Annotated in this window: 17 protein-coding genes; 5 read left to right on the forward strand and 12 right to left on the reverse strand. The window is 39.6% G+C overall.

The genetic code is table 11. The features are described 5' to 3' along the window. Nucleotides 1-18: 18 nt before the first annotated feature. From HG267_RS29655 to gvpA (HG267_RS29690), 8 genes are all read right to left on the reverse strand, one after another. Nucleotides 19-402 carry a gas vesicle protein GvpG gene (locus tag HG267_RS29655; RefSeq protein WP_045871246.1) on the reverse strand — a complete coding sequence of 128 codons (384 nt, stop codon included), beginning with the start codon at nucleotides 400-402 and terminating at the stop codon, nucleotides 19-21. Nucleotides 403-417: 15 nt separating this feature from the next. After that, nucleotides 418-1,152 carry a GvpL/GvpF family gas vesicle protein gene (locus tag HG267_RS29660; protein WP_045871247.1) on the reverse strand — a complete coding sequence of 245 codons (735 nt, stop codon included), beginning with the start codon at nucleotides 1,150-1,152 and terminating at the stop codon, nucleotides 418-420. 6 nt (nucleotides 1,153-1,158) lie between these two features. Beyond that, nucleotides 1,159-1,635 (reverse strand): gas vesicle protein K, encoded by a 477-nt coding sequence (locus tag HG267_RS29665; RefSeq protein WP_096583972.1) that lies wholly within the window; start codon nucleotides 1,633-1,635, stop codon nucleotides 1,159-1,161. A gap of 68 nt (nucleotides 1,636-1,703) precedes the next feature. Then, nucleotides 1,704-2,150: a gas vesicle protein gene (gvpJ, locus tag HG267_RS29670; protein WP_045871249.1), complete on the reverse strand. Its 447-nt coding sequence runs from the start codon at nucleotides 2,148-2,150 to the stop codon at nucleotides 1,704-1,706. A gap of 70 nt (nucleotides 2,151-2,220) precedes the next feature. Continuing rightward, a complete protein-coding gene (gvpN, locus tag HG267_RS29675; protein ID WP_045871250.1) occupies nucleotides 2,221-3,267 on the reverse strand; it encodes a gas vesicle protein GvpN in 1,047 nt (348 codons plus the stop codon). A gap of 364 nt (nucleotides 3,268-3,631) precedes the next feature. Continuing rightward, nucleotides 3,632-4,120, reverse strand: coding sequence for a gas vesicle protein GvpC (gvpC, locus tag HG267_RS29680; protein ID WP_045871375.1), 489 nt, complete (start codon nucleotides 4,118-4,120; stop codon nucleotides 3,632-3,634). A gap of 214 nt (nucleotides 4,121-4,334) precedes the next feature. After that, the gene (gene gvpA, locus HG267_RS29685) at nucleotides 4,335-4,550 is read right to left on the reverse strand and encodes a gas vesicle structural protein GvpA (protein ID WP_045871251.1); all 216 of its coding nucleotides are present in this window, start codon (nucleotides 4,548-4,550) and stop codon (nucleotides 4,335-4,337) included. A 104-nt stretch (nucleotides 4,551-4,654) separates the two neighbouring features. After that, the gene (gvpA, locus tag HG267_RS29690) at nucleotides 4,655-4,870 is read right to left on the reverse strand and encodes a gas vesicle structural protein GvpA (protein WP_045871251.1); all 216 of its coding nucleotides are present in this window, start codon (nucleotides 4,868-4,870) and stop codon (nucleotides 4,655-4,657) included. 396 nt (nucleotides 4,871-5,266) lie between these two features. On the opposite strand from gvpA (HG267_RS29690), the gene HG267_RS29695 reads away from it, so the two are divergent. Together HG267_RS29695 and HG267_RS29700 are read left to right on the forward strand one after the other, a co-directional pair. Then, nucleotides 5,267-5,533, forward strand: a complete 267-nt coding sequence (locus HG267_RS29695) for a hypothetical protein (protein WP_045871252.1) — start codon at nucleotides 5,267-5,269, stop codon at nucleotides 5,531-5,533. 474 nt (nucleotides 5,534-6,007) lie between these two features. Then, entirely contained in the window at nucleotides 6,008-7,315 is a 1,308-nt protein-coding gene (locus HG267_RS29700; protein ID WP_045871253.1) for a glutamate-5-semialdehyde dehydrogenase, read from the forward strand. Nucleotides 7,316-7,515: 200 nt separating this feature from the next. On the opposite strand, the gene HG267_RS29705 is transcribed toward HG267_RS29700, so the two are convergent. Both HG267_RS29705 and HG267_RS29710 read right to left on the reverse strand, forming a co-directional pair. Beyond that, nucleotides 7,516-8,046: a YdcF family protein gene (locus HG267_RS29705; protein ID WP_045871376.1), complete on the reverse strand. Its 531-nt coding sequence runs from the start codon at nucleotides 8,044-8,046 to the stop codon at nucleotides 7,516-7,518. Between the two features lie 705 nt (nucleotides 8,047-8,751). Then, entirely contained in the window at nucleotides 8,752-9,285 is a 534-nt protein-coding gene (locus HG267_RS29710; RefSeq protein WP_045871254.1) for a DUF4330 domain-containing protein, read from the reverse strand. 640 nt (nucleotides 9,286-9,925) lie between these two features. Here HG267_RS29710 and HG267_RS29715 point away from each other — a divergent pair. Next, nucleotides 9,926-10,777 carry a M48 family metallopeptidase gene (locus HG267_RS29715; protein ID WP_045871255.1) on the forward strand — a complete coding sequence of 284 codons (852 nt, stop codon included), beginning with the start codon at nucleotides 9,926-9,928 and terminating at the stop codon, nucleotides 10,775-10,777. A gap of 176 nt (nucleotides 10,778-10,953) precedes the next feature. Here HG267_RS29715 and HG267_RS29720 read toward each other — a convergent pair whose 3' ends face one another. After that, on the reverse strand, nucleotides 10,954-11,718 hold the full coding sequence (locus HG267_RS29720; protein WP_045871256.1) for a metallophosphoesterase family protein: 765 nt from the start codon (nucleotides 11,716-11,718) through the stop codon (nucleotides 10,954-10,956). Between the two features lie 239 nt (nucleotides 11,719-11,957). After that, nucleotides 11,958-12,779, reverse strand: a complete 822-nt coding sequence (locus tag HG267_RS29725; protein ID WP_045871257.1) for a sulfurtransferase — start codon at nucleotides 12,777-12,779, stop codon at nucleotides 11,958-11,960. Between the two features lie 52 nt (nucleotides 12,780-12,831). On the opposite strand from HG267_RS29725, the gene HG267_RS29730 reads away from it, so the two are divergent. Both HG267_RS29730 and HG267_RS29735 read left to right on the forward strand, forming a co-directional pair. After that, nucleotides 12,832-13,752: a tRNA (5-methylaminomethyl-2-thiouridine)(34)-methyltransferase MnmD gene (locus HG267_RS29730; RefSeq protein ID WP_045871258.1), complete on the forward strand. Its 921-nt coding sequence runs from the start codon at nucleotides 12,832-12,834 to the stop codon at nucleotides 13,750-13,752. A gap of 490 nt (nucleotides 13,753-14,242) precedes the next feature. After that, a complete protein-coding gene (locus tag HG267_RS29735) occupies nucleotides 14,243-15,472 on the forward strand; it encodes an HD domain-containing phosphohydrolase (protein ID WP_045871259.1) in 1,230 nt (409 codons plus the stop codon). Nucleotides 15,473-16,165: the final 693 nt, after the last annotated feature.

Genomic DNA, 16,165 nt, shown 5'->3' on the forward strand with positions numbered 1-16,165 from the left:
AGTAATTGGCTGATAATTTTAGGGAGATAATACTAAATTTTCATTATCCTCATATTTTTTATTGCCTCGAAATGCCTCTGCAAGTACTTTATCTTCCTCAACTTCAGCGATGAAGTAAGTTGGTTCTACTTCATCCTCTTCATCCTCTATTGATTCAGCTTCTAAACGGGCTTTTTCTTCTTCCAAAGCTTGAATTTTCAGCAGTAGTTCTTCTTCTTGCTCCTCAAAGTCCTCTTCAGAAATTTCGCCAATATCAAAAGAAAGTTGCAGACTGAGTAATTGTTTATGCAAATTCTCTTGCGCGTCAAATTCTGTATCAGTACGCTCTTGAATTTGTTCTCCAATCCACATCAGCCCACTAATTGGCCCCATGACTGGAAATAGTAAAATTTTACCAAGCATAATCATCACCTCCAATTAAGAAATCTGAGCAAATGTATAAGGTGCAGTAAAATTGTTGTAGCGAATACGTAAGCGATCGCCAAATTTTTTGTCTATAGCTTCTACACGTTGGCTAAATAAAGCTTCCTGATCCCAAGGAATGAGAAAAGCAGCGTTGTAGATCATTTCTTCCATCATCGGTTCGCTTTCTACAACTTCTTCTGCCAAGGGTTTGAGTTCATCAAAGAAAGTTTTAATTACAGCTTCTTTGCGTTGCTGTAAATTACTTTCAATTAACTGCCCAATTTCAATCACTTCCTCCATACTCAAATTTTTGCCTTCCATCTGGTCGCGCTTTTGCTTCAAGTCGGGATTAGACTGCATCATTGCTTGTAATTCCGCCTTGGTATCCCACAAAATTTTGACGCTAACTTCTCGCTTACCCGCCAATTTTTGAAACAGATCTCGCAGCTGTCGCTCACATGGTTGGATTAGTTGTGAAATTACTGTTTCCCAATTTTTCACAACTAATCCAAACCGCAGAGGTAGCAGAGTCCGAAAGCCTTCCTGCATTGCTTGCTCTAAAACTTTTTCATGGCTAATTAAATTCCGCCGCGAAGCTAAATATTTTTCTTGTTTAGCATCTGAGTATAAAAAGGTAAAACCTTCAATTACTTGGCTATAAACAGGTTGGGAATCCAATCCTTTTAAGCTAACTGTTGGAGGAATTGGATCGGAAAAAATACCGTACAAATAAAGACCAGCATCCATAAAAAATTACTTTGTATTTAAAGGTTTTGAGGTTAAAACTAACCGCAATTTAGCGTGAATTAAATTGAGTTGAGCAACGCCTAAATCTAGTTCTCCGTCCACCACAACTCCGGTGTTCAACAGACGGTCTAACAGTTCTAGTACAGATGGAGTATTTCCAGTTTCACCAGGATAATAAGATCCAGCAGCAGGTAAAAGACTACCAAGTTCTCCTAAATGGATATTTAAGTCTGCTGGATCAATCTCAAAAATCTGACATAAATTTAAAACTTGTTCCTCTAACTTTTGCAAACTTTCTGCAGCTCGCTCTAAGTCAGATTCACTAAGGCACTCCTCTTCCATACGTCTGATTACTTGAGCTTCCATCAGCTGACGGATTAGTTCCACTACAGTTAAGAGTAAAGGAACTAAGCCAGCTTGGTTATTAGCTTTGGAATTGGTAGCTAGCAAATCGTTGGAATTTTCAGATGGAGTGCAAACCATTGCCATGATGCCACCTTTTGTTAATTGTTTTGTAGCGCTTGAATTGTTGGGATGTAAGTCTACTTAGCCTAGTCATTAGGCTGATAATTCATAGGCAATGGCACATTTTCTTCATCGCTTTGGCCATTATCTTCAGCATTGACTGGAAATAGCTCTGGGTTGTTTATCTTAGCAGCAGTTAGCGAACGTAACTGTGCTTCTAAACTTTCCAATCGCTGCTGAAGTTGTTGGTTTTCCTCAACTAAACGTTGAGATTTGCTACTGAGGTAAGGGTCATTTTCCCACCAATTAATGCCCAACTCTTTAGCTTTATCAACGGAGGAAATTAATAAGCGGATACGGATATGCAGCAGTTCTGTAGAGGCGATAGATACAGAAATATCACCAGCAATCACAATTCCCTTATCTAAAACTCGCTCGAGAATATCTGCCAAGGTAGAACCTTGAGTAGATGTAGTAATAGCTCGGCTGGAGTTAGATTGAGAACGTGTTGGCAGGATGGGTGTAGTAGTCACGATGAATTAAACTCTTGAATGAAATTAACCACAGTCTTGATTGAGTACTAAGCTTTATTTGAGGAAAACATTAGTTGGGTTGGTCGCTTAATAAGCTTTCGTCTAGTGTCACTGGTTCTGCGATCGCATCTGTTTGTGGTTCTGCTGCACCAACTATTTCAGCCTCAGCCACATCATAGGGATCGCTATCATCAACTGGTTCTACTGGTTTTACTTGTACGTGGTTCAGCAATTCCAGAAACAGCGTTGTAGCATCACTTGCCGATAAATTGGTGCGATTGAACAAGACATCTGCACAAATTTCTCGGAAATCTGTATTTTCAGGTGTGACCAAAATATCGTGTTCTGCACACACTTTTGCAACCATCAAACAAGACCGCAATCCAGAAGTTTTCTCAGCACCAGTTGCCGAACGAAATGCTTTTACTAAGCGTGCAATTAACTGTGCATACTCGTGATGAATCCCTGTTTTATGAGTTAAGATTTCAATCTGAGTTTGCTCATCTGGTTCCGGCATATTAATGGTTACCAACCGATCCATCAAAGCATCCTGAGTGGAGTGAACTCCGCAATATTCTTCAGGATTGGAGGTAAAAATAGCCCGGAATTTGGGGTGAACATGTAAATATTCTGGCTGATTACTGCTAGGCGGAAGAGTGAGGATTTTTTCTTCTAAGGCCGACAGTAAAACGTTATTTACTTCTGGACGTGAACGGTTAAACTCGTCGTAGACTAAGGTTAAACCTTCCCGACAAGCTAAAGTTAAGCGAGAATCAACCCAATTTTGTTTGAGTTCGTCTTCAACTTTCAGAACGTTGTGAATATAATTGTCTAATAATTTTTTATGTGTATAGCCAGATTCGCTGCCGATTAAATCAGAACTTTTAAATTCGTCATCTCCGAAAATCAACATGATTGGTCTATCTAGACAATTAGCTAAATGCATAGCTAAGGTCGTTTTACCTGTCCCAGCTGGCCCGCGTAAATGAATAGCAAATCCTGATGTGAGATAACGTAACGCTCGAATTGCTACTTTTTCAATAGCTGGTGTGACTACAAACTGACCAGGACGGACACGAAGAACAGCTCTTTTTTTATGATTTTCGGTATTAGTCATAAGTTAATGATGGTGGGAAGAGAACTTTACAAAAAAAACACAACATTCGATGCATAAATGACATCAATGTGGTAAGATAGGAGCAGAAACTATAAATAAAGCTCTATCGATTGTTGTTACTATCAATATTCGTTAGAGTTATTTATTGTTCACTGATTGAAACGAGATACAGGTTGTTAGTTTTTTTTACTAAAGCCTTGTAATCAGTGCCGATATATGTTATTTAAGTTTCGTGCTAAAACTCATTGTTGAATTTGACTACCCCCTGGTCTTACCAGTTTTTACCTGGAAGATTAGGGGGTTTTACTATTTAGCCCCATTCTTCAACAGATAAAATCTATTAGTTGGGAGCATTAATGCAAGACTAAAATGTACCAAAAATGCTAGCAAACAAATCCTGACGGAATTGATGTAGCTGTTGTTTTTGTTCTTGAGCTTGCGCCATTCTTTCTTTAGCTGTGTCAGCTAAAAATTCGTTGGTTGTTTGCTCAAGGTTTTGATGGAATTCGCGCAATTGTCGAGCTTGCTCTTGAGCTTGCGCCATTCTTTCTTTAGCTGTTTCTGACAAAAACTCTTGGGTGTTTTCTGCCATTTCCTTATGGAATTGGAACAGATCTTCAGCTTGCTGTTTGGCTTTAGCCATTCTTTCTTTAGCTGTATCTGTTAAAAACTCTTCAGTGTCTTTCTCCAGATCCTTATGGAACTGATGCAGATTTTCAGCTTGTTCTTTAGCTTGCGCTTGTCTTTGCGCTGTGGTCACGGACAAGAATTCTTGAGTATCTTTAAATAGTTGAGTTACTTCCTCTGCTATTCCTCGATGCTCTTGCCGGATTCTGATCATTAAAGGAGTCATGATTTTCTCCGCAATCATACTAAAATCACTGTGAATCAACCACATTTTCTGGATGGTTTATCTCCAGCAAATGTGGCTCAAGCAATATCTGCCTTTTTCCTGTTATCCTGGGATAAATCTTGTTGCAAGAATCTTTTGGATAATTAGATAAAAGCAGTATAAATATCAGAATTGCTAACTCAGCAATTCTGATATTATGGACTCTGCTTAATGATTAAGCAGGTACTGCAGCAGATTGAGTTAGACCAACAGCTTCTGCATACTTCAAGTATGTTTCAACGGAAGCGATAACGATCCGAGCTTCAATAGCAAGTAGTTCAATACCAACTAAGGAAACACGTACCCAAGCATCTACAACGATACCTTTGTCTAAAATACGGTCGATAACTTCTGCCAAGCTAGAGGAGGAATTAGTCTTTTCAACTGCCATATGATTGCACCTTAACCTATTGTTGTTTGTTGAGATTATTTGGACGGCTTGTTAACATGAGAATTAGTCAGCGCTAATTCTCATATTTTCTATTTACTTAATAATTAAGCAGGTACTGCGGCTGACTGAGTTAGACCAACAGCTTCTGCATATTTCAAATATGTTTCAACAGAAGCGATAACGATCCGAGCTTCAATAGCAAGTAATTCAATACCAACTAGAGATACACGTACCCAAGCATCTACAACGATACCTTTGTCTAAGATACGATCAATAACTTCGGCCAAGCTTGAAGAGGAATTAGTTTTTTCGACTGCCATAAATTTGAACCTTAACTCATTGTTGTTGTTTTTCGGATTGATTTCTCAATCACTAAAACAATACTATTAACACTCGATTGAAATGTAAATAGAATCACACCCAAAATACTGTAAACAAATATAACAACGTTCAGGAAGATACAACATAAATACTTACAGATGTTTAAGTTGTATACTGTCAAAACGTTGATGAGATTTGAGTTGTATGTCTTAAATTCCATATTGTTTGTTTTGTATTAGTTAGTCTTGTTACAAAACTCAGAATCAAAATACAGGGTTAAAAAAGCATCCTTTTTTTAAGGCTCTATTACGTAGTAATTTCAGTAAAACTACGGATACAAAATGGTCACTTACATGAAATAGGATGATTGCAACAAATATCGTTGTCTAGAAACCATGTATAAGGAAGCAAATACAGATCCAGTCCGACAAGAAGCTTTAGCTGGCTTAATTGCTCATTTAGTGCAACAAGGACATCAACCTCAATACGCTCAATTGATGGCAACTTCAATTATTTTTCAAACAGATCTAGATTTAAGAAATGCTCAAATTGCTAGCCTTTTAACCTGGCTGCAACAGGAACATAATGATATCTATTCTGCTGCTGTTGAAGTAGTTGAAAAAACTCGCGAGCAATTTGAACAGCGTGTTCAACATGGTTGAAGTTATCAATTTTAGATGTTGCGGAAAGTTCTGAGTGGAGGAAACTTCCGCTTAGAACTTTCCCAGAGAGGATTTTGGATTTTTAACTTGAAATTGACATTCAAACTAAAAATAGTGAGAAAATTGGTTAAATTGTTCAAACCAAAATCTAAATATTGGTTAATAAAGCCAATTTACATATTGGAAACAAAAATGAGTCAACTTTCCAGAGAGTTTTTATAATTGGAGATGAAAATAATAAATTTATAGTCATTTTCCATTGTGTGAAACATATATCATTGGTGGGGGTACAACAACGTTGTACCCCCACCATTTTGGCTGAATTAAATTTACAATCTTTCTTCTCTAGCGCTAGTCCCTAGACATAAAAATTGCTAATCCTAATTCAATAATGTTGTCTAAAAACATGAACTAAGGTTGGTAGGATAGGGAAAAGACAAAGATTGTGGCCTGACTGGAAAGTTATTATTTGCTATGACTATTGTTGATATTGCTTCTCCTTTGATCGGAATCGCTCAAAAAACCCGCTCTGCTGCTAGTAAGTTGGCTGTTATCTCCACTGAGGCGAAAAATCAAGCTATTGAAGCGATCGCCCAAGCTTTAGAATCAGCAAGAGACGACATTTTGCAAGCCAATATCGCTGATTGTGAAGCCGCCACTGCTGATGGGATTGCCAAACCACTTTATAAACGCTTGCAGTTGGATGAACATAAATTGAGAGATGCGATCGCGGGAGTCAGAGATGTTGGTAAACTAGCCGATCCAGTCGGGAAAGTCCAAATTCATCGCGAAATCGACACAGGTTTAATTCTCAAGCGCATTACTTGTCCTTTAGGCGTTTTGGGCATTATTTTTGAAGCACGTCCCGAAGCCGCAATTCAAATTGTCTCTTTAGCAATCAAGTCAGGTAATGGCGTAATCCTCAAAGGTGGTAAAGAAGCAATCCGTTCTTGCGAAGCGATAGTCAAAGCAATTAAGCAAGGCTTATCTCACACTGCTGTGAACCCCGATGTAGTGCAGTTATTAACAACTAGAGAACAAACTATTGAACTTTTGCAGTTAGATAAATATGTAGATTTAATTATTCCCAGAGGTTCTAATTCCTTTGTGCGGTTTGTGCAGGACAATACTCGCATTCCCGTACTTGGTCATGCAGATGGCATTTGTCATCTATATATAGATAAAGGCGCTGATATTACCAAAGCAGTTACTATTGCTGTTGATGCTAAAACCCAATATCCCGCAGCTTGTAACGCTATTGAAACCTTGCTAGTTCATACCAGCATAGCCGCAGATTATCTACCACAGCTAGCCGCAGCCATGCAAGCTAATCACGTGGAATTAAGAGGTGATGAACGCACCGCCAAAATTTTGCATCATCTCACCGCAGCTACAGCACAAGACTGGGAAACAGAATACAGCGATTTGATTTTGGCAATTAAAATTGTAGATTCCATAGAAGATGCGATCGCCCATATTAATGAATATGGTTCTCGCCATACAGAAGCGATCGTCACCGAAGATTTAGCAGCAGCAGAAGCTTTCTTAGGATTAGTGAATGCAGCCGGAGTTTATCACAACTGTTCCACCCGCTTTGCTGATGGTTTCCGCTACGGCTTTGGTGCCGAAGTAGGCATTAGTACTCAACAGATGCCTCCAAGAGGCCCTGTTGGTTTAGAAGGGTTAGTCACCTACAAATATCAAATGATAGGCGACGGTCATATTGTAGCGAGCTACACTGGCGCAAATGCTAAGGCATTTACCCATCGGGATTTAATTTAAAAAGGGTCAAGGGTCAAAGGTCAAAGGTCAAAGGTCAAAGGTCAAAGGTCAAAGGTCAAAGGTCAAAGGTCAAAGGTCAAAGGGAATAGGACTATTGTTATTATTTTTTTTACCATTACCCATTACCCATTACCCATTACCCATTACCCATTACCCATTACCCAATCCCCAATCCCCATTACCCAATCCCCAATCCCCATTCACTTCTTATGCAACGTATCTTCTGCACCCGTATAACCAGTTGCTACCCAAAGAATAGCTCTAGCGCCATCGCGGAAAGATTTTTCTAGTGGTTCAGGAGATGTTTTGGAAGGAACTGGTATTGTTTTAAACTCAATACCGCGACTACCTAAAACAATCTCACCAATGACGCTAGCCCGACGCATATGGAAATCGGACGTAATCAAATAAACGCTCTTGATTCCGTGTGCTTGCAAATCATCAACCAGCGTAGTAAAATTAGTAACTGTATCTACTGCTTCGTAATCCAAGTGTAAGCGTTCAGGATCTATTCCTGCCTTGGAAAACACCTTTTGTGTAGATCTAGGTGGACTGCCACCACTGATCCAAATAGGTAAATTTGGATGCCTCTTAGCAAAATCTGCTGTAAACTTTTCTCGCTCTAGATTCTTCGTTGAACCGCCTAACACTAAGACTGCTTGCGGTTCTACTATTTGGCTTTTGACTTCTTTATATCCCAACCACATTAACAGCGGGAGGGTAAACGCCATAAACCGAAAAGATTTACCTGTAAACAATAGCTTATTCAAGGCTCTAATACTTCGTTTACTGATTCCAAGTTTTCTTTGAATAAAAGAAAAACAATAATTATCTAAGTTAGTAGAGTTACAAAAAAATCTTGCCAAATAAAAATTTGGGGATTTTTCCCTGAAAACTCATGGAATGCAAGTTAGATGAATGTGATTTAACCTCTTTACTGTAAAAGTAGAAGCTAAAAACCCTGATTTCTACCTTACTCCTCTCTCGGCTCCTAGTCTAGAGAGACTAAGGGAGAAAGTTTACTAAACTTATTTCTTTATAAAGGGGTTTTAACACTTTCATTTTTAATTGTCGATGTATTAATCCTACCTAATATCGGCAGTTTTTCTCTTAATTTCCGCTACTTTTATACATTTTGATTTTGCGCCAGTACATAAAATTTACTGGCTGTGCATAGCCCAAACTAGTGTCTATTTTAACGTAGAAATTCGCACTAATAACTAGTGATTTATGTTGCTAGTCATGATAGGCGAATAAGTTCGTAGTCAAGACTGTAGCCTGGATTTTCAAGCAGTAGACTGCTCAAAATTGCGGTTATTCATTCGTTCCAGGGAAACCCTTAAGACTGCGCTAACTCACTACGAACTTATCAAAATTTTGGCAATAGACCACTATGTGATGTAAGGTCTAAAATTAGACTTGCTTTGGTGCCAAGTTTATTTATCTTTCAATCTTAAATCGATGACAGTGGCATTAAAGTTGTAGTTGAAACCTTCTAATTCAAAGGGCATTCCAATTTTCACTTTGCTGTTACCTAGAACAGGGCCATTTTGAGTGATTTGTGCTTTACCTTCTAAAGTCAACAGCATATCTGTACTAAAATTGTTGCTTTTTGGATCTGGTAACTCTTTAATAGAACCATCAGGTTGAGGAACATTGATTGTTCTTGGTAGTGGTTGCATAGATTTAATTGCAATCTCACCATGAGGTTGATTGCGGATAATCACGTTAGTCTTACCACCTGCTTTCAGCCCTTTGTCATATAACTGCTGAGGGTTACGAACATTTAAGCCACGAACTACCAGATCCACTTCTATAGGTACTGTTTTAGCACCGACTTGGGCTACAGAACCGGAAGTACCGGGAAAGACAAATATGCCAAAGATAACTAGCACAATAACTAGTAAAGCACCTAAATCTAGGAGGTTAATTTTGCCGAACAAGCGGCCTTTGGTATCTAAAATAGCCATAACAAGTTTTCCAGATGTGAGCGGAGTAATTGAGTTGAGTAGCAGGCTTGACTAGAGTAATGACAATCTTCCCTACTTGGTAAGCAAGCGGCTAGGGGCTATAGTCATGCGACAGTGTATCATGACTTCTGAAATTACGGGACTAGGCAATCAAGTTCCGGAATTATTGTTGTTTTAATTTGTGGCTGAAACAACCTGTACTCGGGTGGTATGGGGGAAGGAAAATGTAGGAAGCTAGGCAATACTTGTCGGTTAAGGGGAAAAAGGGGAATGGGAAAAGGGAAATAAAAAACCTTTACCCTTTTCCCCAAAACCAATTTACGTTTAATGAGAATTAAATCTTGAAACCCTGATAATTTCGTAGTTAGCCACAAAACAATGATTGTGGGCTAATCTTGAAACCCTTATGGCATAAGAGGCGTTTCTAATTCACATTAGGCGTAATTTTGAGTTCAAAACCCTTAACCGAGTAGTATGGGGAAGCTAGGAATCATTCTCGATGTTTCCAAGAGAATCATCAAAATTGATGGGAGTGATATGGCCCAGTGCAATTTCGTCTTTAAGTTGAAAATGCAACATAGAAAGCCCTAAATGCGTCCCATATTTTGTGTTCTTCCACAATTTTCCAAAACACCAGATTATGTTTGCTTGGAAAGCCTTTTTGACAAATTATCGTTTGTGGCGGCGGCGCTGGTTTTATCCGTTAATTTCTGTGGTAGTCGCCCTGAGTGTGTGTCTGACTACACCCCTTCCCGGAAGGGCTTTTGATTTATTGCCGCTTCTATTCCAGGGAGTCCAGATATTTCAGCTATCTAATATATCCGATCGCCAAGAAGTTGATCTGGGTAAGCAGATAAATCAGGAATTGCAGGGTGAAGTTAAGCTTTACCGGAATGCAGCCATTACTCGCTACGTGGAACAAATTGGTCAGCGTTTGGTTGCGAATAGCGATCGCCCCAACCTGCCCTATACTTTCCAAGTAGTTGAAGATAAAGCCATCAATGCTTTCGCAACCGCAGGCGGCTATGTTTACGTCCACACTGGGTTACTGCAAGCCGCAGACAATGAAGCGGAATTAGCCAGTGTCCTCGCCCATGAAATGGGTCACATTGGTGGTAAACATTTAGTCAAGCAGATGAGACAACAGGCGCTAGCTAGTGGTGTAGCCACAGCAGCGGGTTTAGATCGCAATACGGCGGTAGGACTTGGTGTTCAACTAGCACTTAATCTTCCCCGCAGTCGTCAAGATGAATTTGATGCCGATAAACGAGGGTTAAGAACCTTGACCCGTAGCGGTTATGCTCAGTCGGGGATGGTTTCTTTTATGCAAAAGCTGCTAGGAAAGGGTTCTACACCCACATTCTTGAGTACTCACCCAGCAACTAGCGATCGCATTAATGCTCTCAAAAAATCTATTAATGCTCAACCTAGCGATGGGCGTTATGGATTAGATAATGCTGCTTATAAAGCTAATATTCGCGCATTATCGTAAATAAGTCGGTGAAATTAAAGATAACTGGCTGAGGTTGTCATGTGTCATTTGTCATTGGTCATTGGTAAGGATTTTAAGCCTATTTACGTTTCTTAAAATAGTTTGGTTAATTACCAACGACTTACTTCATCTTGAGGATGCTGTGCAGACTCACTCACTATTGTTAAATCAAGCTATTACGCTCGCTGCTTGTTGTGGCGAGCGCCTTTAATTTCTGCCGGATCAATCGTCACGGTTGCTTCTGCTAAAGGTAGGCTACGGACACGCTTTCTAAAAACATTAACTTGGTAAACCAAGTTATTGGTGAGATCTAAAGCTGTCAACCAACCACTGCGAGGATGATAAGCGCCTGTATCTATGTCCAGCCAACCTCGCCCTTGGGCCAGTTGACCGGGATTAACGCCAGGTAGGGTAAAGGTGATGGTGTGACCAATAATAATTAACTTATCAGGGAAGTAGGGTTTTTCAATGCCGTGAAATTCTTCTCTGATCCAACAAAATTGTTCAGCAGTTTGTTTGGCTAAAGGAATTGCAGGATCGAGACCAGCATGGGTTAGCCAAACATCGCCTAAATCCAGATATGTAGGTAAAGCTTTGAACCAATCGATATGCTCTTGGGGAATTGTCGCTTCTTGGTAACTGGCGATGGTTGCTTGTCCTCCACTGTATAACCATGCTTGCATTGCTTGTGTGGAAGTAGCTCCACCATTGTTCAGCACGTTTAATAACATTTGCTCATGATTTCCTAGCAGACAAGGATAGTTATTTTGCTTGACAAAATTAACTACTTGTGAACTTTGAGGGCCGCGATCGATTAAGTCTCCCAGAAAATATAGTTGATCGTTGGATGATGGAGCAATTGCTGTTAACAAAGTCATTAATCCTTCGTAATGACCATGTACATCCCCAATTACAATTCGACGCTGCTTATTTTGGCTCATTTGCTTTTAATTTAAATAATATTAGCTAATACTTCTACTACAGTTTCAGATGGAAAAATTTTACATAAAAAATTAAAAAAACTAAAAAAATTTATTTGATTATATCTTAAATTTTTTGTATCAAAATAGCTTTCATTAAGGGGATTGGGTAATTGGTAATTGGTAATTGGTAATTGGGAAAAAACCAAACACCTAATGCCAAAAACCCCATTCATTCTAATATAGACAATTAATGCTGCCTACATATAACTAATCCAATCGCTCCAGCTACCAGCATAGAGTTTTCCTTGAGAAATCCCTGCTATTTCTAAGGAAAGTAGATTTACACAAGCAGTCACACCAGAACCACAATAAACTAAAATCTCTTTGGCTGTTTCTAGCTTTTCCCAACGGCGACGTTGTTCGCTTGGGGGAAGCAGATAACCTGATGAATCGGTAACTTCAGACCAAGGATAGTTCACAGCACCAGGAATATGACCAGCAATTTGATCAATTGGCTCTCGTTCACCGCGATAGCGATCGCCCTCTCGGGAATCTACTAATATGACATCTGATAAATCTTTTTTCTGTTTGACGCTTTCAATATCTACTACTTTATCTATTTTTACTTGAGGAATAAAAGTAGCAGGTTGAGGTTGAGGAATAATATTTGTGACAGGATAACCAGCTTTTTGCCATGCAGCAAAGCCGCCATCTAATACGGCTACTCGTTCATGTCCTAAATAACGCAATAACCACCATAGACGAGATGCAAAGGCAAAGCGAGAATCATCATAGGCAACTACTAAACTTTTTTGGTAGTTTACGCCTATTTCTGCTAATTTATTGGCTAAATCAGCAGGATTAGGTAAAGGATGTCTTCCCCCATGTTCTCCGACTGGACTAGATAGATCCTGATTTAAATCTAGATAGTGCGACCCCTGGATATGGCTAACTTGGTACTGCTGTCGCCCTAGTTGTGGATCTGCTAAAGAAAAGCGACAATCTACAATCACAACCTGCGGATCGTCAAGATGTTCAAGCAACCATACTGGTGAAACAACTAATTGGTCATTGGTCATTAGTCATTATTAAATTAATTAGCAAATATTTATTATCAGTTTTCTAGAGAAAATGCCAGACTTTGAGCAATTTGTCCCACAACTAACTGCGGATGGTTCCTTTACTTTTACCTCCCAAGAATTTGGCGAAGACTTTCACAGTCATTACGGAGCAAAGCAAGAGAGTTTTCTCAAGTTTGCTGTACCTACGCAACTAGCTGCACGTGCCCAAAAATCAGCCTTACGAATATTAGACATTTGTTATGGTCTAGGATACAACACAGCAGCAGCTTTGCAGACTATTTGGGCAGTAAATCCCGATTGTCATGTGGAAGTTATGGCTTTAGAGTTGAATTCCTCTGTACCGCAAGCTGCGATCGCTCATCGCCTATTTGATAACTGGGATTACAAGTCTAACGAAATCTTGATGCAGCTAGCTTATAAGTATCAAGTTCAACAAGACAACTTACAGGCTGAACTGTTAATTGGTGATGCTAGAAACTCGATTAAATTAATTCTGCAATCAGGGTTTCAGGCTGATGCGATTTTTCTCGATCCGTTTTCACCGCCGCAGTGTCCTCAGTTATGGACTGTAGAGTTTATCCAACAAATATCATCTTGTTTAGATGCTGAGGGCATTGTTGCTACTTATTCCTGTGCTGCGGCTGTCCGCGCCGCATTTTTGAGTGCTGGCTTACAAATAGGTTCGACTCCACCAGTCGGTAGGCGATCGCCTGGTACAGTAGCAGTTCATTCTGAAAGTGCAAACGCAAAAGACAATTGCATACTTCCGCCTCTCTCTCAAGAAGAACAAGAACATTTGCTGACTCGTGCGGCGATTCCTTACCGCGATCCGCAATTGCATGATGCTGCTGATGTCATTATTTTGCGGCGACAACAAGAGCAACAAACTTGCACCCTAGAACCTACCTCCCATTGGAGAAAAAGGTGGCTGCTAAAAAATGTAGGTGCAGAATCAGTGCCTAGAGCCTAGAGAAAAGAATTTTTTCATGCTCTTGTTGTTGTCTTGATCGCATAAGCATCTAGCTTGATTTTAGGTAATCAGGATCATTAATTTTTGTGTTCCAAATCACTAAAGATGCATCTGTATCTAGTAGATAATGCTTTATATACAGCAGGCAGAAATACTTAATAATACTATATAAAATTTAAAATTTTCACTTCAAAACTAAGCTGCTCAATAAATATTTAGAAAAGCCAAACTTTTCTGCACTGCTATCTTAGCCAATCTTCATTAAAACAGCTGATTTAATATTCCTGTAAAATCCTCATCATCTCAAGCAAGAATAGCGCGCCATTTGAACATTATTTAAGTGTGTTATTAAAATAAATCAAAAAATATATTATAAATGATGCAGCTATCTTTTGAAGATTTGAGTCTGTTGAATGTAATCAATCAAAAACTCAAGTTACATTTTGCTGGCTGAAACCTTAAATTTTATGTAACAAACTGGAGTAACTTTGTGATGCAATGGGAACTCAGGCATACAAACCCTATAGACAAGCTTGGTAGTGGGTCTAACCCCCTCAACAAATTGACTAATGTCAGTGCAAAAGATTCATTAAAACTACAAAATGTAGAGGGTAATTCAATGAGTTTATCTCCAGGAGAGTTGATGCTGGAAAAAGCTGCATCCTTACCTTCTTTGATGGCACAGACAAATTTTCATGCGGATGATTCATTAGACTCGAAAACCCTACAAAACCAAGATTCACAAGGAAATAACCCTGTTTTAGATCTGCCAAAAATTTTAGTAGTTGATGACCATGCAGCAAGTCGCATGACAGCTGTAGCTCTGTTGGCAATGGAAGGGTACGAAGTAATAGAAGCCGACAGTGGCGCAATGGCAGTGGATATAGTCAAAGAAAAGCAACCAGACCTGATTTTACTGGATGTAATGATGCCTGGAATGGATGGGTTTGAAGTGTGCCAAATCCTTAAACAAAATGAGCATACCAGACTGATTCCAGTGATTTTTATTACGGCTTTAAATGATAGGCGATCGCGGATTCGGGGTATTGAAGTTGGCGCAGATGATTTTCTCACTAAACCTTTTGACCGTCTAGAACTAATAGCGCGTGTCAAGTCCTTAGTACGACAAAAGCATCTCAATGAAGACCTAGATCATGCCGAACAAGTACTATTTTCTGTAGCTATGGCTATTGAAAGCCGCGATCCGAATACTGGCGATCACTGCGAACGGTTACAAAAACTAGGACAAGCTTTTGGTGAATACCTGAATCTCACACGTAACCAAATTAAAGATTTGATGTGGGGTGGCTACCTCCACGATATTGGCAAAGTAGGCATACCTGATGCGGTACTACTGAAAAAAGGTAAACTCACCGCCGAAGAGTGGGAAATTATGAGACAACACGTTGTGATTGGCGAAAAAATCTGTCAGCCATTACGCAGTATGCGGGGTGTGATTCCAATTATTCGCCATCACCACGAACGCTGGGATGGTTCAGGCTATCCAGATGGACTCAAAGGCGAAGAAATTCCCTACCTGGCACAGGTATTTCAAATTATCGACATTTATGATGCTCTCACCAGCGAACGACCTTATAAAAGAAGTTTTACTTCTGAGGAAGCGCTGACAGTGATGCTAGAGGAAACTGATTTGGGTTGGCGTAATCCTCACCTAATGCAACAGTTTGCAGAGTTTATCAAAACACAAACTAAACAGTAATTAGGTCGGTGCAATTAAAGATAACTGGCCAGGTATGTCATTGGTCATTTGTCATTGTGAAGGGTTGAAGCCCATTTACGTTTCGTAATATAGTTTGGTTGATTTCCACCGGCTTACCTGAGTAGTGGGAATTCCAAATTCAAGATTACGCCTCATGGGAATGAGAAATGCCTCACGAGCGCGAAAATCAAATTCCTAAAACACAAGCAATTCTTTGAGGGTAGGCGCTGCAAGTTTTTTCGCTCAAACCTAAATGATGACGAGTGCCCACCCTACTATTGATAATTCCTCATTTTTAATATTTTCTTTGTTCCCCCTGCTCCCTAGCTTGAAAGTGCTGAGTCAGGAGTTGCAGAGACGCGATTAATCGCGTCTGTACAAGAGTTGTGAGTCTAAATCCGATTCCATTCACGCCAGTTTTTGGCACAAACCTTGCCATGAAAATCTGTCTTTCCTATGCCCAATAACGGTAGTTGCTACAACGGGGGGAACCCCCGCAACGCACTACCTCCCCAATGCCCAATGTAAGATTTTTCTACCCTCAAGGGATGAACTATCAACAAAAAAAATCTAAAATCAGCATGGTCAATTTATGGTTGTACACAGACAAGAGGCTGTTTTAGTCAAGGTATTGTGAATTACCCACAAGATTTGACATTTCAGTCTGTGATGATTAGCTGGTATTATTTGAAG

Source organism: Tolypothrix sp. PCC 7601, from assembly GCF_025677855.1.
Taxonomy (GTDB): Bacteria; Cyanobacteriota; Cyanobacteriia; order Cyanobacteriales; family Nostocaceae; genus Aulosira; species Aulosira diplosiphon.

Excerpts from the sequence above, each read along its gene's own strand:
- HG267_RS29665 (WP_096583972.1), bottom strand. The coding sequence starts at position 1,635 with ATGGTTTGCACTCCATCTGAAAATTCCAACGATTTGCTAGCTACCAAT.
- HG267_RS29710 (WP_045871254.1), bottom strand. The coding sequence starts at position 9,285 with ATGGCTATTTTAGATACCAAAGGCCGCTTGTTCGGCAAAATTAACCTC.
- HG267_RS29715 (WP_045871255.1), top strand. The coding sequence starts at position 9,926 with ATGTTTGCTTGGAAAGCCTTTTTGACAAATTATCGTTTGTGGCGGCGG.
- HG267_RS29730 (WP_045871258.1), top strand. The coding sequence starts at position 12,832 with ATGCCAGACTTTGAGCAATTTGTCCCACAACTAACTGCGGATGGTTCC.
- HG267_RS29655 (WP_045871246.1), bottom strand. The coding sequence starts at position 402 with ATGCTTGGTAAAATTTTACTATTTCCAGTCATGGGGCCAATTAGTGGG.
- gvpN (WP_045871250.1), bottom strand. The coding sequence starts at position 3,267 with ATGACTAATACCGAAAATCATAAAAAAAGAGCTGTTCTTCGTGTCCGT.
- gvpA (WP_045871251.1), bottom strand. The coding sequence starts at position 4,870 with ATGGCAGTCGAAAAAACTAATTCCTCTTCAAGCTTGGCCGAAGTTATT.
- HG267_RS29660 (WP_045871247.1), bottom strand. The coding sequence starts at position 1,152 with ATGGATGCTGGTCTTTATTTGTACGGTATTTTTTCCGATCCAATTCCT.
- HG267_RS29720 (WP_045871256.1), bottom strand. The coding sequence starts at position 11,718 with ATGAGCCAAAATAAGCAGCGTCGAATTGTAATTGGGGATGTACATGGT.
- gvpC (WP_045871375.1), bottom strand. The coding sequence starts at position 4,120 with ATGACTCCTTTAATGATCAGAATCCGGCAAGAGCATCGAGGAATAGCA.
- HG267_RS29695 (WP_045871252.1), top strand. The coding sequence starts at position 5,267 with ATGTATAAGGAAGCAAATACAGATCCAGTCCGACAAGAAGCTTTAGCT.
- HG267_RS29705 (WP_045871376.1), bottom strand. The coding sequence starts at position 8,046 with ATGGCGTTTACCCTCCCGCTGTTAATGTGGTTGGGATATAAAGAAGTC.
- HG267_RS29700 (WP_045871253.1), top strand. The coding sequence starts at position 6,008 with ATGACTATTGTTGATATTGCTTCTCCTTTGATCGGAATCGCTCAAAAA.
- HG267_RS29725 (WP_045871257.1), bottom strand. The coding sequence starts at position 12,779 with ATGACCAATGACCAATTAGTTGTTTCACCAGTATGGTTGCTTGAACAT.
- gvpA (WP_045871251.1), bottom strand. The coding sequence starts at position 4,550 with ATGGCAGTTGAAAAGACTAATTCCTCCTCTAGCTTGGCAGAAGTTATC.